Source organism: Klebsiella huaxiensis (assembly GCF_003261575.2).
Classification (GTDB): domain Bacteria; phylum Pseudomonadota; class Gammaproteobacteria; order Enterobacterales; family Enterobacteriaceae; genus Klebsiella; species Klebsiella huaxiensis.
Genome location: NZ_CP036175.1, coordinates 4,991,032 through 5,017,288, shown reverse-complemented (window position 1 = coordinate 5,017,288; position 26,257 = coordinate 4,991,032). Strand labels below are relative to the sequence as shown.

Below are 26,257 nucleotides of genomic sequence, written 5' to 3'. Positions count from 1 at the left end.
ATGGACATCTTTTTACAGGCATTTGCCTATATTAATCTCAGCGCGATTTTAGCGGTGCTCGCTGCCAGCGCATTTGGTTTATTTGTCGGCTCCATTCCTGGCTTAACGGCGACGATGGCCGTGGCGCTGATGGTACCGTTCACCTTTTTTATGGATCCGATTCCGGCGCTGGCGTTGATGATTTCCGTTGGCGCATCATCCATTTACGCCGGGGATATCCCGGGAGCGCTATTAAGAATACCGGGAACGCCGGCATCGGCTGCCTACGTGGCTGACTCAAACGAACTTGTGAAGCAGGGTAAGGTTAACCGCGTATTAGGTATCGGTTTAGTCAGTTCGGTGATCGGCGGCATTATCGGCTCGTTTATTTTGATGGGCGCGGCGCCGATGCTGGCGAAATTCGCTTTGAAATTTAGCTCTTACGAATATACCTGGCTGTCGCTGCTGGGCTTGACCTGCGCGACCCTGGTGGTGGGTAACCAGCCGTTAAAGGGTATGGTTACGTTATGTCTGGGTCTGCTGATGGCCTGTATTGGCTACGACCAGATCTCCGGCGTACCGCGCTTTACCTTTGGTCAGATTAGTTTGCTGCAAGGGGTGAATTTTATTCCGGCAATGATCGGTCTGTTCGCGATTTCTGGCGCGATAGAGTATTACCGCGATCGGGTGGTCGAGGCGGTACGTAGCGTGCCGGAAACGCAGTCGGGTATTAATCTGTTTAAAGGTATGGGGCAGGTTATCTGGTCGCGCAAGTTAAACCTCGGCCGTAGCAGTATCATCGGCACGCTTATCGGTGCGTTGCCCGGCGCCGGTGCGGATATTGCCGCCTGGATTAGCTACGCGATTTCGAAGAAGTTCTCTAAACAGCCGCAGCTGTACGGCCACGGTTCAGAAGAGGCGATTGTTGACTCTTCCAGCAGTAATAACGCCAGCCTGGCGGGAAGCTGGATCCCATCCTTAGTTAGTTTTTGGTATTCCAGGCGACTCTGCCGCGGCGATCATCATTGGCGTGCTGTACATGAAGGATATGAACCCCGGGCCGACGCTGTTTTTGTTCCAGGCCGATAAGCTGTACGCGGTGTTTATTCTGTTTCTGATTGCCAACCTGGCGCTGCTGCCGCTGGCTACGCTGGCCGTCAGCTTTATTAAGCGCATTATCTGGATTGATAAAGCGATTCTGTACCCGATTATCCTTATCTTCAGCATTGTCGGCTCCTTTGCTATCGATAACTCCGTCTCTTCTGTGGTGGTGATGCTGGTGATGGGCGTTATTGGTTATTGGCTACAGCGCAAAGAGTATCCTATTTCGCCGATTATTCTGGGCATGATCCTCGGACCTATGCTTGAGAAAAACCTCCTGTCATCCATGATTAAGGCCGGAGGCGATCCGATGGCATTCGTTGCCAGACCAATCTCTATGTTTCTGGCCGCCTGCTTTTTCCTCGTGGTCGCTCTGCAGCTGACGAATATTTACCGTTCGTTCCAGCGTCGCGCCTGATGCAACTGACCGCTTCTCCCGGAGGCGGTCCCTCTCTCTTTTCCTCTTGCCGCATACGTAAATTCCTGTATTACTGCTAAATTCATTAATACAAATAATGTATTGACGCGAATTACGCCTCTCCGCACAATCCTCTGCTGATCACACTGCCGGGTACATTATGCAAGCATTGCTGGAACACTTTATTACTCAATCCACGGTCTATTCCCTGATAGCCGTTCTGCTGGTTGCCTTCCTGGAGTCCCTGGCGCTGGTGGGACTTATCTTACCGGGAACGGTAATGATGGCCGGATTGGGCGCGCTGATCGGCAGCGGTGAAGTTAACTTCTGGCAGGCATGGTTGTCGGGGATTATTGGTTGCTTGCTTGGTGACTGGATTTCGTTCTGGCTTGGCTGGCGCTTTAAGAAGCCGCTGCATCGCTGGTCTTTTTTGAAGAAAAACAAAGCGCTGCTCGATAAAACCGAACATGCGCTGCATCAGCATAGTATGTTCACCATTCTGATTGGTCGATTCGTCGGACCGACGCGCCCGCTGGTGCCGATGGTTGCCGGAATGCTTGACCTGCCGGTCGCGAAATTTATTCCGCCTAATATTATTGGCTGTCTGCTGTGGCCGCCGCTCTACTTTTTACCAGGAATTCTGGCCGGAGCGGCGATTGATATTCCGGCCGACGAGCATAGCGCCAGCTTTAAGTGGCTGCTGCTGGGGGCGGCGCTGCTGGCGTGGCTGGCTGCGTGGTTGTGCTGGCGACTGTGGCGCAGCGCCAAAAGTTCGGGCGATCGCTTAACCCGCTTCCTGCCGCGCTCGCGCCTGCTGTGGCTGACGCCGCTGATGCTTATTGCCGCCGGAGTGGCGCTGACTTTTGCCTTCCGCCATCCGCTGATGCCGGTCTATCTTGAGATCCTGCATAAGGTTATTTTGCGCTAATCCCCAATAGCGACGAGGCACAGCTGTTGCCGCTGAGCAGTTCGGCAGTTGTGCCATCCCAGGCGATTCTCCCCTCGGCGACCACGATTGAACGCGGCGCAATGCGCGCCGCATCTTCCACACTGTGCGACACCATCAATAGCGTCAACTGCTGCTGCTGACAAACGTCGGCGACCAGCGCCAGCATCTCCTGGCGCAGAGCGGGATCAAGCGCCGAAAAGGGTTCATCCAGCAACAGTACCGGCTGTTTGCGCACCAGACAACGCGCTAGCGCCGCACGCTGCCGTTGGCCGCCGGACAACTCGCCCGGCAGGCGGTCCAACAGCGAATCGATACCCATCTGCCCGGCAATAGCCTGCAAACGGTCTGTCTGTTCGGCATTTAACTTAAGCCCCGGATTCATCCCGAGCGCAATATTCTGGCGAATGGTCAGATGGTTAAATAGGTTATTTTCCTGAAACAGCATCGATACCGGGCGGCGCGCGGGCGGCGTATGGGTATGGGACTGGCCGTCGATGGAGATACTGCCGCTGGCGGGCGGTAAAAAACCGGCAATCAGGTTTAGCAGCGTGCTTTTCCCCGCGCCGCTGGGACCGAGAACCGCAATGCGCTCGCCGCGTTCAACGCCGAGCGTAAAGCGCATCGGTAGATGCTGGTAAAGCCAGGTCACATCATTCAGTTTTAGCATCACGCCCCGGAAGTTTTTCAATCACGCTAAAGAGTACAAAGCACAGCAGCAGGAGCAGCAGGGCGGTAACGGCGCCGTCCTGGCTACGGTAAGAGCCAATTTGCTGATACAGGTAGAACGGCAGGGTGCGGAAGTTTTCATTGCCAAACAGCGCTACGACACCGAAATCGCCAATCGACAGCACGCAGGCAAAAGCCAGTGCCTGGGCCAGCGGACGTTTTAAAGCGCGAAGCTCAACCACCCGCAAGCGGGTAAAACCGTGCATCCCCAACGACTGGCACAGCGTGCCATAGCGGGTCGCGATGTCGCGCATAGGGTTTTCCAGCACCTTAAGCGCATAGGGAATCGCCATTAGCGCATTGGTGAAAATCACGATGCCATCGGCGGATTCCGGCAGGCCCACGCTGTTATTGAGCAGCAGGAAGAAACCGGTGGCCAGCACGATGCCTGGCATGGCAAGGATCAGCATCCCGCTGAGTTCAAGCGCCTGGCCAGCCAGCGGGTAACTGCGGGCGCGAAGCTCGCGGCTGCTCCACAGCAGCATCATGGTCAGAATGACACTTAAGACGCCAGCAGCAAGGGCGATGCGCAGTGAAGTCCATAGCGCCTGCCATAGCGCGGGCTGGCGCAGCACGCTAAACATATTGCTGTTCAGACCGTCGAATATTACCGCCAGCAGCGGAGGTAGCAGAAGCAGCAGTGCCGCGGTGATCAACGCAAAATCGCTTAAACGACTGTGTAGTCGGTCGTCGGGATCGCGCCAGCCGTGGATGTTGCTGGCCCCGATGGCAAGGGCTTTGCTCAGGCGCTGGCTGAGCAATACCAGCCCGAGACAGCAGATCATCTGGATAAGCGCCAGCATCGCGGCGCGCGCCGGGTCGTAGTCAAAATTAAGCGCCTGGTAAATCGCCAGTTCGATGGTGGTGGCTCGCGGGCCGCCGCCCAGCGATAGCACGGTGGCAAAGCTGGCAAAGCAGAGCATAAAAATAAGCGCGGCGACAGGTGGAATTTGCCGACGCAGCCACGGCCATTCAACCAGCCTGAAGAAGACGTAACCGCGCATCCCGAGCTGGGCGGCGATTTGCCGCTGCTCGCCGGGGATATTCTCCAGCGTCTGAAGTAACAGGCGCGTGGCCATCGGCATATTAAAGAACACGTGCGCCAGCAGGATCCCTTGTAGCCCGTAAGGCGAGAACTCCCACTGCCAGCCGAGAGCGTTAAATAATTCGGCGAGCCAGCCCTGGCGGCCGTAGACGCTAAGAATACCAAACACCGCGACCAGCACCGGTAGGATTAAGGTCATTGCGCACAGACGCAGTAGCAGCATACGTCCGGGGAATCGACGTCGGTAAAGGGCGCGGGCAAGAAATATCGCCGGTATCACCGAAAAAAACGCGGAAAGAAAGGCCTGCCAGAAGGAGAAACGTACCACGTGCCAGAGATAGCTATCACTAACAATTGTACGCCAGGCCGCTTCTGGTGCGCTGAACCACAGAGCCAGAAACGCGGCCAGCGCGACGGCGACCAGTAAGGCGGCCGCCGTCAGGCCCGGCATGAGCCAGCCGAACGTTAGCGGCTGACGGCGCGTTGCCATGCGTTGATCCAGTTCTGGCGGTCGGTTGCGACCTGCTGTGGGGTAAATTCGAGAGTAATTTGCGGTTTCATCAGTGCGTCAAAGCCTGGCGGAAGCGCAACCTGGGTGACCGGATACATCCAGTTGCCAGTAGGGACAGCGTTCTGGAAACCTGGCGAAACCATAAATTTGAGGAATTTCTCCGCCAGTTCCGGCTGCTTGCTGGCCGCTGTGCGGGCGGCAACTTCAACCTGCAGATAGTGGCCTTCTGCGAAATTGGCTGCGGCGTAGTTATCTTTCTTCTCTTCGATAATGTGATAGGCCGGGGAGGTGGTGTAGCTCAGTACCAGATCGCTTTCACCTTTCAGGAACAGGCCGTAGGCTTCGCTCCAGCCTTTAGTGACGGTGACGGTTTTTGCCGCCAGTTTCTGCCAGGCTTCCGGGGTTTTATCGCCGTAGACTTTTTGCATCCACAGCAGCAGGCCAAGGCCCGGCGTGCTGGTGCGCGGATCTTCATAAATCACCCGCCATTTCTGGTCGCTCTCAACCAGTTCTTTCAGGCTTTTCGGCGGATTTTTGAGCTTGTTTTTATCGTAAACAAAGGCGAAGTAGCCGTAATCAAAGGGGACAAAGGTATCGTTGTCCCAGCCGCCAGGCACGCTGAGCGCGGTGGCTGGTACGCCGCTTTTGGCGAACAGTTTGCTCTGGGAAGCAGCTTCCAGCAGGTTGTTATCCAGCCCAAGCACGACATCGGCTTTGCTGTTTTTGCCTTCCATGCGCAGGCGGTTAAGCAGCGAGACGCCATCTTCCAGCGCCACAAACTTCAGTTCGCAGTTGCAGTCGGCTTCAAAGGCTTTTTTAATCGCCGGACCTGGCCCCCAGTCGGCGGAGAAAGAGTCGTAGGTATAAACGGTCAGGAGTGGTTTGGCGAAAACGGGCGCAGCGACCAGCGCCAGCAGCGGGAGTAATTTTTTCAACACTTTGCACCTCAGAAAAAAGGGGTGGCAAAGGATTTTGAGTGGGCCTCAAATCCCTTCGCCGGCGTTATCCGGATCAGGTTCGACGGGTATTTTCTCAGCCCATGCGCTTTATCTTTCGGATTGCTTCTGCGCTAACCGCGCGTTGATGCAACTTGAATGATATTGCGTATGTTTATTAGCACCCCGTTGAGAACGGCAGTTAGTGTAATGATTTTGTTAGCTGACGGAAAGCCTTACGGCTCCGGTGGCGCAAACCACGCGGACTTAAAGTCGAACCAGCCGAGGGTATTCATGCGCACGCCGCGCATGCTGCGCTGCCCCTGGATCATCAGCCAATGGTGTATGAGCGGCACAATGGTTTGGTTGGCCAACAGCTGCTGGCTCCAGGTGGCCGGATTAAGCTCTCCTGCGCGCCAACGGCTGGCGTCCTGCTCCCAGTCGATGGGAATACAGTGGCGAATCAGTGGGACTTCATACAACCAGGCAAACAGGGAAAAATCGATCGGTAACGTGAAGTTGGCGCTATTGAGCCACACGTCGCTGACCACTTCGCCGCGATGCCACTCTTCGTACTCCAGCTCCTGAATTTCCAGTTTGACCTGATGCTCGGCCAGCAGCGTCGCCATAATCCCACCTATCAAGCGATGCTCAACGTGGTCCTGGTAATAGGTCAGTTTGACCGTCTCCAGGCCCGGCGGTTTTTCGCAAGCGTGGCTGCGCGCATGGTGCCAGCGGGGTAGCAGGCCGTAGGCCGGGAACCAGTTGCCCTGATAATGTTCACCAGCGTGATAGAGCAGGCTGGCGGGCTGGAACAGGTAGCTTAACCACTGGCGAACCGCGGTGTTGCCGCCGAGCGGGCTACGGGTGTCGAACAGCAGATAGTAGCAACCCTCTTCCAGACGGCTTTCCACCGCTTTTTCACTCTCCGTGGTGCCTTGGAGCGTTAATCCGCCATTGGGTTCTTCGCTGATTTCCGGCAACACCCAGACGTTAACTTCATCGATCAAGGCCCGATAGCCGAAATAGTCGTCGAAAGCATGAATTTTGAGCTGATTCTGGTTATTGCGTACCACCGAGTAAGGCCCGGTACCAACAGGGATACTGGAGAATTTCTCCATAGACTGCCACTCATGCGGCAGGATCATTGCCGGGACCTGACTTAACAGCCACGGTAGCCAGCGGTCAGGCTGGCTAAGATGAATGTCGAGAGTCCATGCGGTGGGGGAGTCGATGCGCTCGATATGAGAGAACAGCGGCAGCGCGTTGCTACGCTGTAAGGAGGTTATGACATCCTCCATTTCCAGTTCACGTCCATGATGAAAATGAATGCCAGGACGCAGAAAAAAACGCCAGTGGGTTGGGGTAATTTGCTGCCAATGGTGAGCAATATCGGCTTCCAGTTCCCCATTTTCCTCATTTACCCGCGTCAGGGCGCTAAAAATCTGCCGGGCGATATGGGTTTCCGAACGGCGCAACGCGCTGCCGGGCAACAGGTTTTTCATCGGCCGATAATAGAGGACGCGCAGGATATGCCGCCCCTGACGGAAGCTGCGGCCGAGATGGGAAACCAGCATTTGCCGGACGGCGGCTTTATCGCCAACCAACTGCACCAGTTGATCGATTCTGTCCTGCTCAAGCAGGTCTTCAGCCCGCTGTTGTTGCAAGGCGAGACCGGTATAGAGGAAAGCCAGCCGGGAGCGCTTACCGCGCCCGACCTCCGCCTCCCAGGTCAGCCAGCCGCGCTCTTCCATCATATTCAGTAAGGTACGCATATGACGGCGCGAGCAGCTCAACATATCTGCCAGCTCATTAAGCGTTGTCTCCTGCGACTTGCCGTCGCAGCACTGCCATAAGCGGATGAACTGCTGTTGTAAACGACCGGAAGACATAAAAGGGGAACTCCTGATAAAAACTCAGCAATTTATTACTTCCTATATTAAGTCAATAATCAACCTCGATGAAGTGAGGAGGTGAATATGATGAGGTCAACCACAAAACAGTTCTACCTACGCTACTTTTCTGCGACGCAGGATGCGTCCTGGCTGGCCCGCCTGATGGCAGGAAGACAGCAGGAAATTCTTGGCGAACTGATGCAGTGGGGAGTTACGTCGCAGACCTCTGATCATTGACTTGCAGACATCATGTGTGACTGAGTATTGGTGTTATACTCGTCGTCTTTCAAGCTGCAGGTGCGTTGGCTGCGCCCGCTCGCCCAGGTCACATAGTTATCTATGTTTCCAGGGACTTACGTTCTGGCCACCTGCCCGCAACTCGAAATCCATAGAGTATAGAATCACCCGCCAGCAGAAAACCTCTGCTGGCTTTTTTCGTTTTCTTCGCGTGGTTTAAGGACATGACATGCTGTGGTTAATGACGATGGGGCGACGTCTTAACGGCGTTTACGCCGCTTTTATGCTGGTCGCTTTCATGATGGGAATCGCTGGTGCACTGCAAGCGCCAACGCTCAGTTTATTTCTTAGCCGCGAAGTGGGCGCGCAGCCTTTCTGGGTGGGGCTTTTCTATACGGTTAACGCGATTGCCGGGATCCTGGTCAGCCTGGCGCTGGCTAAGCGCTCCGATAGTCGGGGCGATCGTCGGCGCTTGATTATGTTCTGCTGCCTGATGGCGGTAGGTAATGCGCTGTTGTTTGCATTTAATCGCCATTATCTGACGCTGATTACCTGTGGGGTGATGCTGGCTTCGGTGGCGAATGCCGCGATGCCGCAGCTTTTTGCGCTGGCGCGGGAATATGCCGATAGCTCGGCGCGTGAAGTGGTGATGTTCAGTTCGATAATGCGTGCTCAGCTCTCGCTGGCGTGGGTGATTGGCCCGCCGCTGGCTTTTATGTTGGCGCTGAATTACGGCTTTACCACCATGTTTACGATAGCTGCGGGCATTTTTGTCATCAGCCTGGTGCTGATTGCCTTCAAGTTGCCGTCGGTTGCCCGCGTTGAGCAACCTTCGGAAGGTACTGAAGTGCTACAGCAGGCTGGAGGGTGGCATGATAAAAACGTACGTATGCTGTTTATCGCCTCTACCCTGATGTGGACCTGCAACACGATGTATATCATCGATATGCCATTGTGGATCAGCAGCGATCTGGGTCTGCCGGATAGTCTTGCGGGGATTTTGATGGGAACCGCCGCCGGGCTGGAAATTCCGGCTATGATTTTGGCGGGCTACTACGTTAAGCGCTGGGGCAAACGCAACATGATGGTAGCAGCGGTTGCGGCAGGCGTTCTGTTTTATGTCGGCCTGATTCTGTTTCATGACCGGGTGGCGTTGCTGGCACTACAGTTGTTTAACGCTGTGTTTATCGGCATCGTCGCCGGGATTGGCATGTTGTGGTTTCAGGACCTGATGCCCGGAAGGGCAGGGGCGGCAACGACGCTGTTCACCAACAGTATCTCCACTGGAGTGATTCTGGCCGGGGTCATTCAGGGGACGATATCGCAGAGCTATGGGCACGCTAGCGTCTACTGGACCATTGCCGCTATTTCGCTGGTGACGCTGTTTATGACCTGTAAAGTTAAGGATATCTAATTACCTGACTACCCCGGTAGATGATGCCTGCCGGGGTAGTTTCACGCAACTTGCTATTTCAATACAATCCGTTTGATATCACCGATAATAAAAATATAGGCGATAACGCCAATAAATGCCGTCAGACCAATATAAATGAGTGCGTAGAAGAAATTACCGGTCATCGATATAATTACGCCAATAATCAATGGAGTAATGATCGATGCCATATTTGCGCAGAAGTTGAAGATCCCACCAGTAAGCCCAGCCATATTTTTAGGGGCAATATCTGAAATTAGCGTCCAGCCCAGCCCAACCATCCCTTGGCCAAAGAAGGCTACCGACATAATAATAATGACCGCAGTGTTACTCTCCACCCAGTTAGCCGCGATGATACAACTGGAAAGCAATAGCCCTGAAATAATGGGTAATTTTCGACTAATATTTACAGACTTGGTTTTTCTTAATATTTTGTCGGAGACCCAGCCACCGAAAAGAATGCCAACAGCCGCTGCCATAAATGGCCAGGAGGCGAAGAAACCAACGTGAAGCCATGGCAAATGGCGCTCATTGGCCAGATAGGTGGGGAACCAGGTCAGGAAGAAAACCAGCGTAGTATTACCTGCAAACTGCCCAAGGCTGGCGCCAATTATTTGCCTGCAGCACAATAAACGTTTTGCATCGGGCCAGTTGAAAGGGACATTTTCATTCGCTTTCTCGGTATTTTCTAAACCGATATATTCCAGTTCGGCTTTATTTGCGGTTTTGGATTCATGCGGTTCGTGATAAAATTTCCACCAAACAAAAGTGAAGGCAATACCTAAACCACCAGTAATAAAAAATAACGTTCTCCAGCCATGATGTTCAAGAATAATAAAGAGTAAAGGAGAGAATGCCGCCAGCCCAATATATTCTCCGACGGTGTAAGTTGCCGTTGCACGTGCGCGTTCATGTTGGGGAAACCATTTACTCACGACCCGACTGTTGACCGGGAAGCAGGGGGCTTCACTGATTCCCAAACCTAAGCGCAGTAGCAACAAGGATTTTAAACCGACAGAAAAGCTTTGTAATAGAGTGAAGGTTGACCAGAAAAAAATTGAAAGTGCGTAGGTTAATTTGTTACCAAAGCGATCTAAAAACATGCCTCCAGGGATTTGTGCCAGCGCATAGGTCCAGGCAAAAGCAGAAAAGACGATGCCCATCATTGCCGGATCGATATGTATTTCGCTTGTTAACTTAGGAGCAACAACACCAAGGATAGTACGATCAAGATAATTTATCATCGTACCAATAGAGAGTAACATTAAAATTACAATTCGCGTTTTGGTTCGCTTCTGCGTGGCCGGTGGCGAAATAGGCCTTTCCTGAACATCGATTGTCCTCATTGAGAGTTCCTTTAAAGTTTAAAATATTTTTGCATATATTGACACATGCAAAAATATTCTACTGAACCATTGATTTAGTCTATGATATTGCAATCCTTTGTTACGTGATGAATAAAATAACAAAACAATATTTGATGCGACGCCGATATTTGCCCTTTGCGACTCATCATAGATGGCTTGTATGGTATATTAGGTGCATTAGTTTTATTCTTATATTATACGAGCAAAAATAATGAACCTAAAGCAACTTTATTATTTTAAGCGACTGGCAGAAACCGAGCATTACACCGAGGCGGCCTCTAGTCTTTTCATCACCCAGCCCTCCTTAAGCCATGCCATATCTGAGTTGGAGAAAGAACTGGGAGTGGCGCTATTTGCCAGAAAAGGGCGAAATGTCAAGATCACACAGAATGGTAAACGCTTTCTGCCCTACGTTGAAGATGCGCTGGCTTCTCTGGAAAATGGTCGCATGACGCTGCAAAAAAATAGTGCGGAAAACAAAGAGAATATTCGTATTGCTTTTATTTATACAATGGGTGAGTTTGTTGTTCCGCAGTTAATTAATAAGTACTCACTTTCACCATCTTGTCACAATGTGACGTTTTCTTTCACTCAGGGCACGTCGCTAACACTGCTGCAGGAACTGAAGGCCGGAAAGACTGATTTAGCGATTTGCTCTTATATTGCTGATGAGCCAGATATTGATTTTATTCCAATTATTCAGCAAGAACTGGTTGTAGTGACGGCGAAAGATCATCCTCTTGCCAGGCTATATGATGATGAAGTCGATCTCGTGGAAACGATTCATTATCCCTATGTCTATTTTTCAGAAAATAGCGGTCTGCGGCCTTTTATTGATAACGTATTTATGCAGCAAAAATTAGTGCCGGACATTGCTTGCTACGTTGACGAGGATACGGCGATGGCGGGTCTGGTGAGTATTGATTATGGTATTGCGATTATGCCGCGAATTTCCGCACTCTCGTACTACAACGTGCATATCCTGACGATCAAAAATGCGATTCCTCCACGCTATATCTATCTGGCAACGATGAAAGAGCGGGTACTTTCCCCTGCAATTCAGTCGTTTAAGAATGTCATTATTAATGACAGCCAAAAAATGATTTAAGCAGATGCCCGGAGGAAACCTCCGGGCACCGTTTTATCAGGAAAGAATATCCATCAGCTCACGCAGTTGAGTAATGGCAATTTGTCCCGGTGCTGACGCCTGACCCACGGTACCGAAGGTCATTGCTGAACCAAACAAACGACCTGTTACCCGGCTAACCCCGCCGGATTTACCCATCGACATGGTAATTAATGGGCGGGTTGCATACTTTTCTTTCATCGTCAGGGTTGCAGACAGCAGGGTTAATACATCCTGTGGCGACTGCGGCATGACGGCGATTTTCGGTAAATCGGCACCCAGGTCCTGCATACGACGCAGGCGGTAGATAATATCTTCCTGAGCCGGTGTTTTATGGAAATCATGATTACTCATGATGACTTTTACACCAGCCGCATGGGCATCGTTCACCAGTGAACGAATCTGTGCTTCATCATTGAATAGCTCGACATCAATGACGTCAGCGAGCCCGCTAACCGCCGCCTGGCGATTCAGTTCAAAATAAGCTTCATCACTAATTTCCGTTTCGCCGCCCTCTTTTTTACTGCGGAAGGTGAACAGCAGCGGAATGTCTTTCAGCAACTGACGAATTTCACCCAGCGCCAACAGTACCTGCTCAATTTCTCTAACCTGCGTGAAGTGATCAACACGCCATTCGATAATGTCGGCTCCGGCGGTAGCCAGGGCACGAGCATTGACTTGCAGTTCGTCAATGGTTTTCCCAATCAGCGGAACGCAAATCAGGGTTTCCCCTTCCTGGAAGGTGATGTTTTTTACTGTTACTGCTTTAGTCATGTTGGTATCCATTATTCTTTTTGTCATTGACCATCAGGCGGTTGCTGCAACATGAGATGTTTTTGCAGCGGCGCGAGCCTGAAACTGACGATAACCGATGTACAGAGCGATCACAAAGCCGACGATAGCGATCAGGAGATCAAACCACATAATGCTGGCGATACCAATCTTCGACAGTTTTGCCGTGATAAGCGGAATCGTAAAGCTTGCCAGACTCCCAGCGGTATAAAAGATCCCGGTGGCTTTGCCTTTTCCATTAGGAAAGCTCATCGCCATAATGGTCGCGCCTATCTGCAGAACACCGCCAGCAGCGGCAAAGCCGATGATAAAGGCGAACCCAGTGACCACCATTGGCGTGGGAAACAAGCAGACGATCAGCAATGAAATCATCGACAGGAAGGTATAGATGATCATGGCGATGGCCGAACTGAACACTTCTTTGACAAATGCTGCGGTGACAAATACGCAAGTCAGAGAACCCGCAGTATAGACGCTCAGCAGTTTAATGGCTGACTCATGCGGGATCCCTGCAACGAACTCGCCGTACTGCGCTAACCATTGGCTAACCAGATAGAAAGTCGCCATCCCGATATAGCCGTACAGGGTAAATATCACCATATCCAGCTTGCCGGAATTAGTTTGCGGAGCAGCTGTAGCAGCCTGCGACTTTTCAACAATTTCCTTTTTCGCCCTATGATCCGGGAAAGGCATTCTTATCAGATAGATGGCGCTCAGAACCATCAATGCTGCGGCGATGATAAACGACCAGCCATACCACATATTCGCCCATATCAGCGCGCCGATAATGAATGGCAGCAGGAACTGTCCGGCAGAAACGAAGGCTTTAATCAGCACGTTCGCTCGGCTGGCGGAGTTAGGGAAAGACTCCATCAACGCCGGATAGGTTCCGGAATCGAGGAAGCTGTTTGCCAGACCGGCCATAATGCCGAAGAAGTAGGCCATATAAATGTTTTTCGTCAGTAAAATACCGAGGAAAAACACCAGATAGCTGGCGATCCCGAGATAGATAAAGGGTTTGCGTCCAAAGCGATCGGACAGGAATCCTGTCACGATCGTGGCGAGTTTACCAATACCTAGCGACGATATGACGATGGAGACGCCGGCAGCGTCGGTTCCCCATTGCGTCTGTAAATTCGCCATATTGAGGGTAATTAATAATACCCCCATGCCATGGATCAGATAGTTAAGGTATAGCCCCGCTGCCGTTGGGACATATTTATTTTTCATCGCACCCATCCTTAAAAAAGGATACTTTTGACGTGTTCAACCGGCATTTCTTTGCCCGTCCAGATTTCAAAAGCGCGTGCACCTTGCCAGAGCATCATGCCCAGACCGTTGATGGTGCGGCAGCCTTTTTTCTCAGCGACTTCCAGCAGATACGTTTTGCGCGGGTTATAAACCACGTCAGAAACGATCAGATCCGGACGCAGGAAGCTGTCGTCAGGCAGCAGCATCTGGCCTTCAAACGGTTTCATGCCAACGCCGGTCGCATTAGTAAGAATGACGCTGCTGTCGATCTCGGCGCGCAGTTTGTCATGGTCGTCCAGGTCGAACAGATGGATCGCACAGTTGGTGTTATTACGGATCTTGGCGACGGTTTGTTCTGCGTTGGCGAAGAATTTATCTTTACGGTTGAAGATGGAGATCTCTTTGACGCCATCCAGCGCGGCCTGTACGCAGAGCGCGGTTGCCGCGCCGCCTGCGCCTAATACGGTCATTTTTTTACCGATGATGTCGATGCCTGCTTCAGACAGCGCGCGCATATAACCGGTGCCATCGGTGATGTGACCCGTTAACACGCCGTTGTCGTTCACCACGGTATTCACCGCGCCAACCAGTTCTGCTGCCGGGGAGAGTTTATCCAGATACTGGCAAATCTCGGTTTTGTTCGGCATAGAGACGTTGCAGCCGCGCAGTTTTAGCGCCCGAAAGCCCTGTACGACATCTTTCAGCTCCTCATTACCGACTTCAAAAGCCAGGTAAACATAGTCCAGCCCCAATTTGGCAAAGGCTTCGTTGTGCATTGTCGGTGACATGCTGTGGCGAATCGGAGTTGCAATCAGGCCAATCAGCTCAGTGTGTCCAGTAATACGTTCTGCCATGATAAAATCCTCAATATGTTAGAAATGGAATTTTTGTTGATTCGCGGTTACCCAGAGCACCCATGTCTTCCAGGGTGTCCAGCACGTTGCGCCCCTCGCGCACGCCATCAATGATTCGCCGGGCCATCAGGCTGTCGCCGATGTTCATTATTTTTACGTTATTGGCTCTGGCCCATTGTTCAATCTCATTGAGACCGGTGGTATTGGCGCGCATTCCCAGGCAGACGAAGCCGTAATCAAAGGGAATGTCAAAGGTGCTATCCGCGTTTTTAACTGTGAAGTGCGTTGGAGTAACGGCAACCAACTGCGTTTGCATGTGCTGTTCCACGTGATGTTCATCAAGCATGGTCAACATGGCATTTTTAGTGATGATGTCCAGGTCGCGGCCCGCTGACTCCTGCATTTCGATAAGTACTGCGCTGGCACCGCGTGCGGAGAAGTATTCGATGACGTCCAGACCGACGGCACCTGCGCCGACGACAGCAATGCGTTTACCTTTCGCATCGGCAAACTGGTCCAGGTGATGAATCATATTGGTAATCGAAAAGACGCTGCCGCCTTCGACATCAATGTTCTCGCGCAGCCCTTCAATTGGTGGCAGCAGGGGAACCGAACCGGTCGCATTGACAATTAAATCAGGGTGCAGGGCGGAAACCGATTCAACAGTGGCGCGTTTGCCGACCTGTAGCATCAGGTTATCCAGCGAGGCGATACGGTTTTTCATAAACTGCGGGAAATCAGCAATACGCTTTTTCTCCGGCAGCAGTGAGATCTCGCTGGCCAGACCGCCGATGCTATGTTTTTCTTCCAGCAGCCAGGTATGGCAGCCGACTTCGGCCGCGGTACAGGCCGCTTCCATTCCCGCAGTTCCTGCGCCGATAACGACAACGTTGGTATCGCGGTTGACGCGCTGCTGTTTGTAAGCGTCGCCGTGGATGATATCCGGGTTGATAGAGCAGCGCAGAGGTCGAGAACGGGCGATACGGTGGTCCGCGCAGCCAATGTTGCAGGAGATGCATTTACGCATCAGGCGCTCGTTACCGCTCTGAACCTTTTGTACCCATTCTGGCTCGGCGATAAGCCCGCGGCCAATGGCAATCAGGTCGGCATCACCGCTGGCGATAATGTCTTCCGCGACTTTTGGCGAACGAATGTTGCCGGCGATAACCGTTGGTTTGTGGAATTTGTCGCGTACCGCGCGAGAGAGGTAACGCTTCCAGCCATCTTCCAGAGACATCTGGTCAATCTGGAAATTCAGGTTGTCGTTTTGCGCGGCGGAAACGTTGATAATATCGACTTTATCCTGGCACAGTTCGAGGATACGCAGAGAATCTTCGAGCGTATTCCCCCCCTTCAGGAAATCATCAGCGCTAATGCGCAGGCTGACCGGGAAACGCGGGCCTACGCAGGCGCGTACTTTATCGACAATTAAGTTTAATATTCTGGCGCGATTCTCTACGCTGCCGCCAAATTCATCGGTGCGTTTATTAAACAGCGGCGATAAAAACTGGCTAATTAAATAAGAGTGACCCGCGTGTATTTCCACGCAATCAAAACCTGCGCGGCGTACGCGTTCCGCTGCATCGCCAAATTTATCGACGGCATGATAAATTTCGTCGTGCGTCATCGGGCGTGGAATATTTCCGTTCTTTTTGGATGGCGTGCTCGAAGAAGAAAGCGGCATTTCACCATTCAGACGATATGCATAAGCCGAAGCGCCAGCATGGTTTAATTGGATGCTGACACAGGCACCGTGTTTATGCAGGGTCTCGGTTAATTTGAACAGGCGTGGAATATATTGGTCGTTATCGATGCGCAGCTGCGTTGTACCGTTAGAAGCGAAAGGAAAATCGATGCAAATATTCTCGATGGTGATGAGTCCCGTGCCACCGCGAGCGCGTAACTCATAATACTCAATCTGTTCCTGAGTGACTTCACCGTTCAGGCTTGCCAGGTTGGTACCCATTGGCGGCATGATGATACGGTTTTTTATTGTCATCCCGTTAATGGTCATCGGGGAAAAAAGATGGGGGTAGTGGCTCATATGCTCTCTCCACTGGATGCCTGATGGCCGCTATACGGCGATCCTGGCCTGTCCAAAGTTAATATTTCTCTATGGGGAAAGATAACGAGGCACCAAATGGAAAAATAATGCTTTTTTTTGCGTGGAGCTATAGTGTTTTTCTATGGAGTTAACGTTTTAGTTACATATTTGTATTCTTATCTTAAATATCTCAAGCGATTTTTTACTTGTACTTGTGAATTGACACAATAAAAGGAGGGGAATGATTGAATAAATGCCCAATTGATAAATATTTATTTTCCTGGCTTTAAATATTTCTATATATCAGGCCGAATAATATCGATATATGTGCGCCAGATCTCATTTTTCTGCTGAGGAAAACAAAAAGCCCGGCGCAAAGACCGGGCTGAGAGATGAACTATGCGTGGTTTTAATTCATAAAGGTGGGTTGTTTATTCTCGTAGGTAGAGATTGCATCTTCATGCTGCAGGGTCAAGCCGATGCTGTCCAGGCCATTGAGCATACAGTGACGGCGGAAAGCATCAATTTTAAAGCTGTAGGATTTATCGCCCGCTTTAACCACTTCAGCTTGCAGATCAACTTCAAATTTAATGCCTGGCTGCGCCTGAACCAGCTTAAACATTTCATCGACCTGTTCGTCGCTCAGGGTGACCGGCAGCAACTGGTTGTTGAAACTGTTGCCATAGAAGATATCGGCAAAGCTTGGGGCGATAACGACTTTAAAACCATAGTCGGTCAACGCCCACGGCGCGTGCTCGCGTGAGGAGCCGCAGCCGAAGTTTTCACGCGCCAGCAGGATAGACGCGCCTTTGTACTCAGGGAAGTTCAGCACAAATTCAGGATTAGGCTGCTTGCCTTTGTCATCCAGGAAGCGCCAGTCGTTAAACAGATGTGCGCCAAAGCCGGTACGCGTCACTTTCTGCAGAAACTGCTTTGGAATGATTGCATCGGTGTCCACGTTCGCAGCATCCAGCGGAACCACCAGGCCGGTATGTTGGGTAAATTTCTCTGCCATGATGGTTTCCTTATTTCAAGCTACGGATGTCGGCGAAATGGCCGGTAACGGCTGCCGCTGCGGCCATTGCCGGGCTGACCAAATGGGTGCGTCCGCCGCGGCCCTGACGGCCTTCAAAGTTACGGTTGCTGGTAGATGCACAGCGCTCACCCGGGTTCAGGCGATCGTTGTTCATTGCCAGGCACATGGAACAACCCGGCAGACGCCATTCAAAACCGGCTTCAATAAATATTTTATCCAGACCTTCTGCTTCAGCTTGCGCTTTCACCGGACCGGAGCCTGGTACAACCAGCGCCTGAACGCCTGGCGCCACTTTGCGGCCTTTAGCGATTTCCGCTGCGGCACGTAAGTCTTCGATGCGAGAGTTGGTGCAAGAGCCGATAAAGACTTTATCAATCGCTACTTCAGTTAACGGCACGCCAGACTTCAGGCCCATATACGCCAGCGCTTTTTCAGCACTCGCACGTTCTACCGGATCGGTGAATGATGTCGGGTCCGGGATGATGTCGGTGACGGAGATAACCTGGCCTGGGTTAGTTCCCCAGGTGACCTGCGGGGCAATCTCTTCTGCTTGCAGAGTGACAACGCTATCAAAAGTCGCGCCATCGTCGGTAGTCAGGGTCTTCCAGTATGCGACAGCATCGTCAAAATCCTGACCTTTCGGCGCGTGCAGACGGCCTTTCACATAGTCAAAAGTCGTTTGGTCAGGCGCTACCAGGCCCGCTTTGGCACCCAGTTCAATGGCCATATTGCACAGGGTCATACGACCTTCCATGCTTAAATCACGAATAGCTTCGCCGCAGAATTCGACAACGTGCCCGGTACCGCCAGCGCTGCCGGTTTTACCAATAATCGCCAGTACGATATCTTTTGCCGTGATGCCTGGAGCCGCTTTACCCTTGACTTCAATTTTCATGGTTTTAGCACGACCCTGCTTGAGGGTCTGGGTCGCCAGCACGTGCTCAACTTCTGAGGTGCCGATACCGAAGGCCAACGCACCGAATGCACCATGAGTCGCCGTGTGGGAATCGCCACAGACGATAGTCATACCCGGCAGGGTAACGCCCTGTTCCGGCCCCATCACGTGGACGATGCCCTGGTAAGGGTGGTTCAGGTCATACAGTTCAACGCCAAACTCTTTGCAGTTTTTAATCAGTTCCTGCATCTGGATACGCGCCATTTCACCGGACGCATTAATGTCTTTGGTTTGCGTTGAAACGTTGTGATCCATGGTGGCGAAGGTTTTACCCGGCTGGCGTACCGGGCGGTTGTGGGCGCGCAGGCCATCAAATGCTTGCGGCGAGGTAACCTCATGGACCAGATGACGGTCGATGTACAACAGCGGGGTTTCGTTTTGCGCTTCATAAACGACATGAGCATCAAACAATTTTTCGTATAACGTCTTCGCCATGATTACACCCCTTCAGCGACATAGCGGGCAATGATATCGCCCATTTCATCGGTACCGACCGCTGCCGCACCGCGAGCTAAATCACCGGTACGCACGCCTTCTTCTAATGCTCGGTTGATCGCATTCTCAATTGCCGTTGCCGCGTTATCGGCATCCAGGCTGTAGCGCAGCAGCAGCGCCAGCGACAGGATCTGCGCGATCGGGTTAGCGATGTTTTTGCCTGCGATATCCGGAGCGGAGCCGCCGGCTGGTTCGTACAGGCCGAAACCTTGCTCGTTGAGGCTGGCGGATGGCAGCATGCCCATAGAACCCGTGATCATGGCGCACTCATCAGACAAGATGTCTCCAAACAAGTTGGAACACAGCAGAACGTCGAACTGAGACGGATCTTTAATCAGTTGCATGGTGGCGTTGTCGATGTACATATGCGCCAGTTCAACGTCGGGATACTGCTTGCTAATTTCACTCACGATTTCGCGCCACAAAATAGAAGACTGCAGCACGTTGGCTTTATCAATAGAAGTGACTTTGTGACGACGCTTGCGGGCAGATTCAAACGCAATGTGAGCGATACGCTCAATCTCAAAACGGTGATACACCTCGGTATCAAACGCTTTCTCGTGCTGACCACTGCCTTCACGACCTTTTGGTTGGCCGAAGTAGATGCCGCCGGTCAGTTCACGAACGCACAGAATATCGAAACCGTTGGCGGCGATATCCGCACGCAGCGGGCAGAACTCTTCCAGACCCTGGTACAGCTTGGCTGGACGCAGGTTGCTGAATAATTTGAAGTGTTTACGCAGCGGCAGCAGCGCGCCGCGCTCCGGCTGCTCTGCAGGCGGCAGGTGTTCCCATTTCGGGCCACCAACGGAACCAAATAAAATCGCATCAGCCTGCTCGCAGCCTTCTACGGTCGTCTGTGGTAACGGAGTGCCCTGACGGTCGATGGCGATGCCGCCGACGTCATGTTGACTGGTGGTAATGCGCATATCAAAACGGTTGCGAACAGCTTCCAGTACTTTCATCGCCTGGTTCATGACTTCCGGGCCAATACCATCACCTGGCAAAACAGCAATATGGTAATTCTTCGACATTACACGGTTTCCTTATTGTTCTCTTTATTCTGAGCTTTGCGTTGCAATTCTTTCTCGACTTCGGCGGCGCGCCAGATGTTGTTCAGGACGTGAACCATGGCTTTCGCGGATGATTCCACGATATCCGTTGCCAGACCCACGCCGTGGAAGCGACGTCCGTTGTAGGTTGCCACGATATCCACCTGACCCAGCGCATCTTTGCCCTGACCCTTGGCGTTCAGGTCGTATTTAACCAACTCAACCTCATAGCCGGTGATACGGTTAATCGCTTGATAAATGGCATCTACTGGGCCATTGCCGTTGGCGGCTTCAGCTTTCGTTTCTTCACCACAGGCCAGCTTCACAGACGCGGTCGCGATATCGCTGGAACCGGACTGGACGCTGAAGTAGTCCAGGCGGAAATGTTCTGGCTCTTCTTGCTGCTTGTTAATGAAGGCTAAAGCTTCCAGATCATAATCAAACACCTGGCCCTTTTTATCCGCCAGCTTCAGGAAAGCGTCATACAGATGATCCATGTTGTAGTCGCTTTCTTTATAGCCCATCTCTTCCATACGGTGTTTCACCGCGGCACGGCCTGAACGAGAAGTCAGGTTCAACTGAACCTGGTTCAGGCCAATAGATTCCGGCGTCATGATTTCGTAGTTTTCGCGATTCTTCAGCACACCATCCTGGTGAATACCAGAGGAGTGAGCGAAGGCTCCGGTACCGACGATGGCTTTGTTCGCCGGGATCGGCATATTGCAAATCTGGCTAACGGTCTGGCTGGTGCGCCAGATTTCGTTGTGATTAATGCGGGTGTGCACATCCATGATGTCTTTGCGCACTTTGATAGCCATGATCACTTCTTCCAGCGAGCAGTTACCTGCGCGCTCGCCGATGCCGTTCATTGCGCCTTCAACCTGACGAGCGCCGGCGTGAACCGCAGCGATGGCGTTACCGACCGCAATGCCTAAATCGTCATGAGTGTGGACGGAGATAATCGCTTTATCGATATTCGGAACGTGTTCGTACAGGCCGGTAATAATATTGGCGAATTCGAACGGCATGGTGTAGCCGACGGTGTCCGGGATGTTGATGGTGGTGGCGCCAGCGTTAATGGCTGCTTCGACGACACGCGCCAGATCGGCAATCGGCGTACGGCCAGCATCTTCACAGGAAAACTCAACGTCGTCAGTATAATTACGTGCGCGCTTCACCATATACACCGCGCGCTCAATCACTTCGTCCAGGGTGCTGCGCAGTTTGGTGGCGATATGCATCGGTGAGGTGGCGATAAAGGTATGAATGCGAAACGCCTCTGCCACTTTTAAAGATTCTGCCGCTACATCAATATCTTTTTCAACACAGCGGGCCAGCGCACAAACGCGACTGTTCTTAATGTTGCGAGCGATGGTTTGTACGGACTCAAAGTCGCCCGGAGAAGAGACCGGAAAACCGACTTCCATCACATCAACGCCCATACGCTCCAGGGCCAGAGCAATTTGCAGCTTCTCTTTCACACTCAGGCTGGCCTGTAAGGCTTGTTCGCCGTCACGTAAGGTTGTATCGAAAATAATGACTTGCTGGCTCATGGTTTAAATCCTTAGTCTGTGTCCGGGCGCCTTGCTGACGAGCATAAAAAAACCCGCGCATCGGCGCGGGTTTTATAGTCTTGCTGGAAGATGACTTAACGATGAACGTCGCCCAACAGCCTACCGCGCAAAATGGATGCGTTTAGTAGTAGTAGGCTGAGGAAGCGAGTGGTGCAAATCATTGCGTCATACTCCAAATGAAATCGTTATGCTTTTAGAGTTACTGGATATGGCGTTTAATGTCAACACTCGGAAGAAGAAAACGTCTTTTTGCCAGAGTGGTGAATTAGCTAATTGTGCTAGAGATCGCGCTTTTTTACCGATGATCCTTTTTTGGATGTTGCTCCTCGCTGTGTGACTGTCAACATTTGATAAGTTTTCTTTTCATTTACGCTCTCATTTCCTGTGCGTGATGGCTAGATGATATCTTAATGAAAATCATGAATTTATTTATTTTGTGAATGTTTTTATGTGAATGTGGATAGATTATCAATGATAAATAAATGTTATCTTTAAGGTCGGCTTAAATAGATACTTTAATAATGCTTAAATTATAGTTAACCACTACTATTGTTGTTTATTTTTAATATTTATGGGTAAAATTAATATCATCAAGTAAACGATATGGTTTAAGTGGTTTCGGTACTTTCAATCGTGCGGATTTTTCGTCGCCACTCATAACCTTGATATATTCCTAAAATTCATCTTTGCCCTTTTGCAAATGTCATATGCATGATAAATGATATTCTCAGAATTAATTACTGCACTTTGGCAAAGGGAATTTAGCGTGACAGTGGAGTTAGATATGTTAATTGAAGGTACTGAATATAAAGCTGCCCCAGGGGCAGAGATCACTAAACCTCAACTGCGTATGGTTGATCTCAATCTACTTACCGTTTTTGATGCGGTGATGCAGGAACAAAACATCACCCGTGCGGCCCATTCTTTGGGAATGTCCCAACCAGCGGTCAGTAATGCGGTATCACGTTTAAAAGTGATGTTTAATGATGAGCTGTTTGTTCGCTACGGACGCGGCATCCAGCCTACAGCACGTGCTTTCCAGCTATTTGGCTCAGTACGTCAAGCACTGCAGTTAGTACAAAATGAATTACCAGGCTCTGGCTTTGAGCCGCTCAGTAGTGAACGTGTTTTCAATCTGTGTGTCTGTAGCCCGTTAGATAACTATTTGACTTCCGTTATCTTTAATAAAGTTGGCGAAATTGCGCCGAACATTCATTTGGTTTTTAAATCAGCATTGAATCAAAACACTGAGCATCAATTGCGTTATCAGGAAATTGAATTCGTTGTTGGTTATGAAGAGTTTCGTCGTCCTGAGTTTGCTTGTGTTCCATTATTTAAAGATGAAATGGTGCTGGTTGCCAGTCGGAAGCATCCGCGTATTTCCGGGCCGTTAATGGAAACGGATATTTATCAGGAAGAACATGCGGTGGTTGCTCTCGACCGCTACGCATCATTTAGCCAGCCATGGTATGACTCTGCAGATAAACAATCTCGCATAGCGTATCAGGGAAATGCGATGGTCAGCGTATTAAATGTTGTTTCGCAGACCAACATGGTTGCAATTGCACCACGCTGGCTGGCGACTGAGTTTGCCGATAAGCTGGATCTACAAATATTACCTTTGCCGCTGAAAGTGAATAGCCGCACCTGCTATCTCTCCTGGCACGAAGCGGCGGGGCGCGATAAAGGTCATCAGTGGATGGAAGAATTACTGACGAGTATTTGCCAGCGCTAAATTGTCGCTAAACAAACGGGGGCTTCGGCTCCTGCTTTGTGTGATAAAAATGATGAAATGCAGAATTTTATTCTGTTTAACCTTGTTGGTGGTCATCAGTATCAGATGAAAAATGGATGATTTACTGTAGTTGGTAATTTTATCCGAGCATTGGCCATCATATTTTCTTATCTCTGAAGTTTTTCACCACTTTTCCCCTTAGATTCTATCTTTTCTTCTATTAATGCTTGCAGTGTGGCGGCGGTGGCTAATTGCCTGCCCGTTGGCGAGCAGTTATGGTAAAGGCATGCAATCTATTCACCTCACTGCGGAGCTTTTTTGCTTCGTATTGTGCGAGCGCGCGGAAATTGGATTCCGCTGTCGTTAAAAACAATAAGCCGGGAGGCAAACCATGGAGATGTTGTCAGGAGCCGAGATGGTCGTCCAGTCGCTAGTCGATCAGGGCGTCAAGCAAGTGTTCGGTTATCCCGGGGGCGCAGTCCTCGATATCTACGATGCGTTACATACCCTTGGTGGTATCGATCATATTCTGGTTCGCCATGAACAAGCCGCTGTTCATATGGCTGATGGCCTGGCCCGTGCGACAGGCGAAGTCGGTGTAGTGCTGGTGACGTCGGGGCCAGGAGCCACGAACGCGATTACCGGCATTGCGACGGCCTACATGGATTCTATTCCGCTGGTGATTCTCTCCGGACAGGTTGCGACCTCTTTAATTGGTTACGATGCTTTTCAGGAGTGCGATATGGTGGGGATTTCCCGACCGGTGGTGAAGCACAGCTTCCTGGTTAAGCAAACCGAAGATATCCCAGGCGTCCTAAAAAAAGCCTTTTGGCTGGCGGCGAGTGGACGTCCTGGTCCGGTGGTGGTTGATTTGCCGAAGGATATTTTGAACCCGGCGAAAAAGCTGCCCTACACCTGGCCAGAGACGGTCAGCATGCGCTCCTATAACCCGACGACAACGGGCCATAAAGGGCAAATTAAGCGTGCGCTGCAAACGCTGATTACGGCAAAAAAACCGGTCGTTTATGTTGGCGGTGGGGCGATAAATGCGAAATGTGAACCACAGCTATATACCCTGGTTGAGAAACTGAAGCTGCCCGTCGTTTCTTCGCTGATGGGGCTGGGCGCTTTTCCTGCATCGCATCAGCAGGCATTGGGGATGTTAGGTATGCATGGCACCTATGAGGCCAACATGACTATGCATAACTCTGATGTGATTTTCGCTGTTGGTGTGCGCTTCGACGATCGTACGACGAACAATCTGGCAAAGTACTGTCCGAATGCGACGGTGTTGCACATTGATATTGATCCCACTTCGATTTCAAAGACCGTTCCCGCCGATGTTCCTATCGTTGGTGATGCGCGTCTGGTGCTGGAACAAATGCTGGAGCTACTCGAACACGAGGAGTCTCTGCAGCCGTTAGATGAAATTCGCGACTGGTGGCAGCAGATTGAACAGTGGCGTGCGCGTCATTGTCTGCAATACGACACCCAAAGCGGCAAAATCAAACCGCAGGCGGTTATCGAGACTATCTGGCGTCTGACTAACGGCGATGCGTACGTGACGTCTGATGTTGGCCAGCACCAAATGTTTGCAGCACTCTATTATCCTTTCGACAAACCAAGGCGTTGGATTAATTCCGGCGGGCTGGGGACCATGGGATTCGGCTTACCCGCGGCACTTGGTGTGAAGATGGCGCTACCGGAGGAAACGGTTGTCTGTGTGACGGGTGATGGCAGTATTCAGATGAATATTCAGGAGCTGTCTACCGCGTTGCAATACGATCTTCCTGTATTGGTACTGAATCTGAACAATCGTTATCTCGGGATGGTTAAGCAGTGGCAAGATATGCTTTATTCTGGCCGTCATTCACAATCTTATATGGAATCGCTACCCGATTTTGCCCGCGTAGCGGAAGCCTATGGTCATGTCGGGATTCGTATTAGCGACCCACAGGAGCTGGAAGCGAAGCTGACTGAAGCTCTGGAGCAAGTACGTAACAATCGCCTGGTTTTTGTCGATGTGACGGTTGACGGCAGTGAGCATGTATACCCTATGCAGATTCGCGGCGGTGGTATGGACGAGATGTGGCTGAGCAAAACGGAGAGGACCTGATTATGCGCCGGATATTATCAGTATTGCTGGAGAATGAATCGGGTGCATTATCCCGCGTGATCGGTCTCTTTTCGCAGCGTGGCTATAATATTGAAAGCCTGACGGTAGCTCCGACGGACGATCCGACGCTGTCCAGGATGACGATTCAAACCGTTGGCGATGAGAAAGCGATAGAGCAAATAGAAAAGCAATTACATAAGCTGGTGGACGTTTTACGCGTTACTGAGCTTGGGCAGGGCGCGCATGTTGAGCGAGAAATTATGCTGGTGAAAGTCCAGGCCAGCGGTTATGGGCGCGATGAGGTCAAGCGCAACACGGAGATTTTCCGTGGGCAAATTATTGATGTGACGCCGTCTATTTATACCGTTCAACTGGCGGGCACTAGCGACAAGCTGGATGCGTTCCTGGCTTCACTGCGCGATGTTGCGCGAATTGTGGAAGTGGCTCGCTCCGGTGTAGTCGGATTGTCGCGCGGCGACAAAATCATGCGTTGAGTCGCTGAAACTGATGTAAAAATAGCCCGACACCGCCTGTCGGGCTATTTTTTTGCGAAATCGGTGGGAACTGTGGACTAAAGCGGTTGCTGTGCTCACTTTTCTGCGCTTAGATGTTATAAAAATGAATCCATACCT

At 51.3% G+C, this 26,257-nt stretch carries 23 protein-coding genes and 1 riboswitch; of the genes, 9 read left to right on the top strand and 14 right to left on the bottom strand.

What is annotated here, in order from left to right:
* The 3 genes from DA718_RS23945 (at position 1) to DA718_RS23940 (ending at position 2,426) form a co-directional block, all read left to right on the top strand.
* Positions 1-1,068, top strand: coding sequence for a tripartite tricarboxylate transporter permease (locus tag DA718_RS23945; RefSeq protein ID WP_267285562.1), 1,068 nt, complete (start codon positions 1-3; stop codon positions 1,066-1,068).
* Entirely contained in the window at positions 1,028-1,498 is a 471-nt protein-coding gene (locus DA718_RS30885) for a tripartite tricarboxylate transporter permease (protein ID WP_407657764.1), read from the top strand. The genes DA718_RS23945 and DA718_RS30885 overlap by 41 nt, the downstream gene beginning before the upstream one ends.
* Before the next feature lie 160 nt (positions 1,499-1,658).
* Positions 1,659-2,426 (top strand): DedA family protein, encoded by a 768-nt coding sequence (locus DA718_RS23940; protein WP_112215546.1) that lies wholly within the window; start codon positions 1,659-1,661, stop codon positions 2,424-2,426.
* Here the strand turns inward: DA718_RS23940 and thiQ are convergent.
* From thiQ to sgrR, 4 genes are all read right to left on the bottom strand, one after another.
* A complete protein-coding gene (gene thiQ, locus DA718_RS23935; RefSeq protein ID WP_112215545.1) occupies positions 2,413-3,114 on the bottom strand; it encodes a thiamine ABC transporter ATP-binding protein ThiQ in 702 nt (233 codons plus the stop codon). The genes DA718_RS23940 and thiQ overlap by 14 nt on opposite strands.
* Positions 3,098-4,708 carry a thiamine/thiamine pyrophosphate ABC transporter permease ThiP gene (gene thiP, locus DA718_RS23930; RefSeq protein WP_112215544.1) on the bottom strand — a complete coding sequence of 537 codons (1,611 nt, stop codon included), beginning with the start codon at positions 4,706-4,708 and terminating at the stop codon, positions 3,098-3,100. Before thiP ends, thiQ begins: the two co-directional genes overlap by 17 nt.
* Complete coding sequence (gene thiB / locus DA718_RS23925; RefSeq protein ID WP_112215543.1) at positions 4,684-5,667, bottom strand: thiamine ABC transporter substrate binding subunit; 984 nt, start codon at positions 5,665-5,667, stop codon at positions 4,684-4,686. Before thiB ends, thiP begins: the two co-directional genes overlap by 25 nt.
* A gap of 32 nt (positions 5,668-5,699) precedes the next feature.
* A riboswitch (TPP riboswitch) is annotated at positions 5,700-5,863 on the bottom strand.
* Between the two features lie 37 nt (positions 5,864-5,900).
* Positions 5,901-7,556, bottom strand: coding sequence for an HTH-type transcriptional regulator SgrR (sgrR, locus tag DA718_RS23920; RefSeq protein WP_112215542.1), 1,656 nt, complete (start codon positions 7,554-7,556; stop codon positions 5,901-5,903).
* 87 nt (positions 7,557-7,643) lie between these two features.
* Here sgrR and sgrT point away from each other — a divergent pair, with 87 nt between their 5' ends.
* Both sgrT and DA718_RS23905 read left to right on the top strand, forming a co-directional pair.
* Entirely contained in the window at positions 7,644-7,796 is a 153-nt protein-coding gene (sgrT, locus tag DA718_RS23915; protein WP_110272583.1) for a glucose uptake inhibitor SgrT, read from the top strand.
* 229 nt (positions 7,797-8,025) lie between these two features.
* Complete coding sequence (locus tag DA718_RS23905) at positions 8,026-9,210, top strand: sugar efflux transporter (RefSeq protein WP_112215541.1); 1,185 nt, start codon at positions 8,026-8,028, stop codon at positions 9,208-9,210.
* 53 nt (positions 9,211-9,263) lie between these two features.
* On the opposite strand, the gene DA718_RS23900 is transcribed toward DA718_RS23905, so the two are convergent.
* Entirely contained in the window at positions 9,264-10,574 is a 1,311-nt protein-coding gene (locus tag DA718_RS23900; RefSeq protein ID WP_112215540.1) for an MFS transporter, read from the bottom strand.
* A 232-nt stretch (positions 10,575-10,806) separates the two neighbouring features.
* Here DA718_RS23900 and DA718_RS23895 point away from each other — a divergent pair, with 232 nt between their 5' ends.
* Complete coding sequence (locus tag DA718_RS23895; RefSeq protein WP_110272580.1) at positions 10,807-11,703, top strand: LysR family transcriptional regulator; 897 nt, start codon at positions 10,807-10,809, stop codon at positions 11,701-11,703.
* A gap of 36 nt (positions 11,704-11,739) precedes the next feature.
* On the opposite strand, the gene aroD is transcribed toward DA718_RS23895, so the two are convergent.
* From aroD to leuL, 9 genes are all read right to left on the bottom strand, one after another.
* Entirely contained in the window at positions 11,740-12,495 is a 756-nt protein-coding gene (aroD, locus tag DA718_RS23890) for a type I 3-dehydroquinate dehydratase (protein ID WP_112215539.1), read from the bottom strand.
* Positions 12,496-12,528: 33 nt separating this feature from the next.
* Positions 12,529-13,743, bottom strand: a complete 1,215-nt coding sequence (locus tag DA718_RS23885; protein ID WP_112215538.1) for an MFS transporter — start codon at positions 13,741-13,743, stop codon at positions 12,529-12,531.
* 11 nt (positions 13,744-13,754) lie between these two features.
* Positions 13,755-14,618 carry a shikimate dehydrogenase gene (locus tag DA718_RS23880; RefSeq protein WP_110272577.1) on the bottom strand — a complete coding sequence of 288 codons (864 nt, stop codon included), beginning with the start codon at positions 14,616-14,618 and terminating at the stop codon, positions 13,755-13,757.
* A 10-nt stretch (positions 14,619-14,628) separates the two neighbouring features.
* A complete protein-coding gene (locus DA718_RS23875) occupies positions 14,629-16,662 on the bottom strand; it encodes an oxidoreductase (protein WP_112215537.1) in 2,034 nt (677 codons plus the stop codon).
* 409 nt (positions 16,663-17,071) lie between these two features.
* The gene (gene leuD, locus DA718_RS23870) at positions 17,072-17,677 is read right to left on the bottom strand and encodes a 3-isopropylmalate dehydratase small subunit (protein WP_112215536.1); all 606 of its coding nucleotides are present in this window, start codon (positions 17,675-17,677) and stop codon (positions 17,072-17,074) included.
* A 10-nt stretch (positions 17,678-17,687) separates the two neighbouring features.
* Positions 17,688-19,088, bottom strand: a complete 1,401-nt coding sequence (gene leuC, locus DA718_RS23865) for a 3-isopropylmalate dehydratase large subunit (RefSeq protein WP_112215535.1) — start codon at positions 19,086-19,088, stop codon at positions 17,688-17,690.
* Positions 19,089-19,090: 2 nt separating this feature from the next.
* On the bottom strand, positions 19,091-20,182 hold the full coding sequence (gene leuB / locus DA718_RS23860) for a 3-isopropylmalate dehydrogenase (RefSeq protein WP_110272573.1): 1,092 nt from the start codon (positions 20,180-20,182) through the stop codon (positions 19,091-19,093).
* The gene (leuA, locus tag DA718_RS23855; RefSeq protein ID WP_110272572.1) at positions 20,182-21,753 is read right to left on the bottom strand and encodes a 2-isopropylmalate synthase; all 1,572 of its coding nucleotides are present in this window, start codon (positions 21,751-21,753) and stop codon (positions 20,182-20,184) included. The genes leuB and leuA overlap by 1 nt, the downstream gene beginning before the upstream one ends.
* Before the next feature lie 95 nt (positions 21,754-21,848).
* Entirely contained in the window at positions 21,849-21,935 is an 87-nt protein-coding gene (leuL, locus tag DA718_RS23850; RefSeq protein WP_110272571.1) for a leu operon leader peptide, read from the bottom strand.
* Positions 21,936-22,540: 605 nt separating this feature from the next.
* Here leuL and leuO point away from each other — a divergent pair.
* From leuO to ilvN, 3 genes are all read left to right on the top strand, one after another.
* Positions 22,541-23,509: a transcriptional regulator LeuO gene (gene leuO / locus DA718_RS23845; protein WP_112215534.1), complete on the top strand. Its 969-nt coding sequence runs from the start codon at positions 22,541-22,543 to the stop codon at positions 23,507-23,509.
* A gap of 391 nt (positions 23,510-23,900) precedes the next feature.
* Complete coding sequence (ilvI, locus tag DA718_RS23840) at positions 23,901-25,625, top strand: acetolactate synthase 3 large subunit (protein WP_112215533.1); 1,725 nt, start codon at positions 23,901-23,903, stop codon at positions 25,623-25,625.
* Positions 25,626-25,627: 2 nt separating this feature from the next.
* On the top strand, positions 25,628-26,119 hold the full coding sequence (gene ilvN / locus DA718_RS23835) for an acetolactate synthase small subunit (RefSeq protein ID WP_110272568.1): 492 nt from the start codon (positions 25,628-25,630) through the stop codon (positions 26,117-26,119).
* Positions 26,120-26,257: the final 138 nt, after the last annotated feature.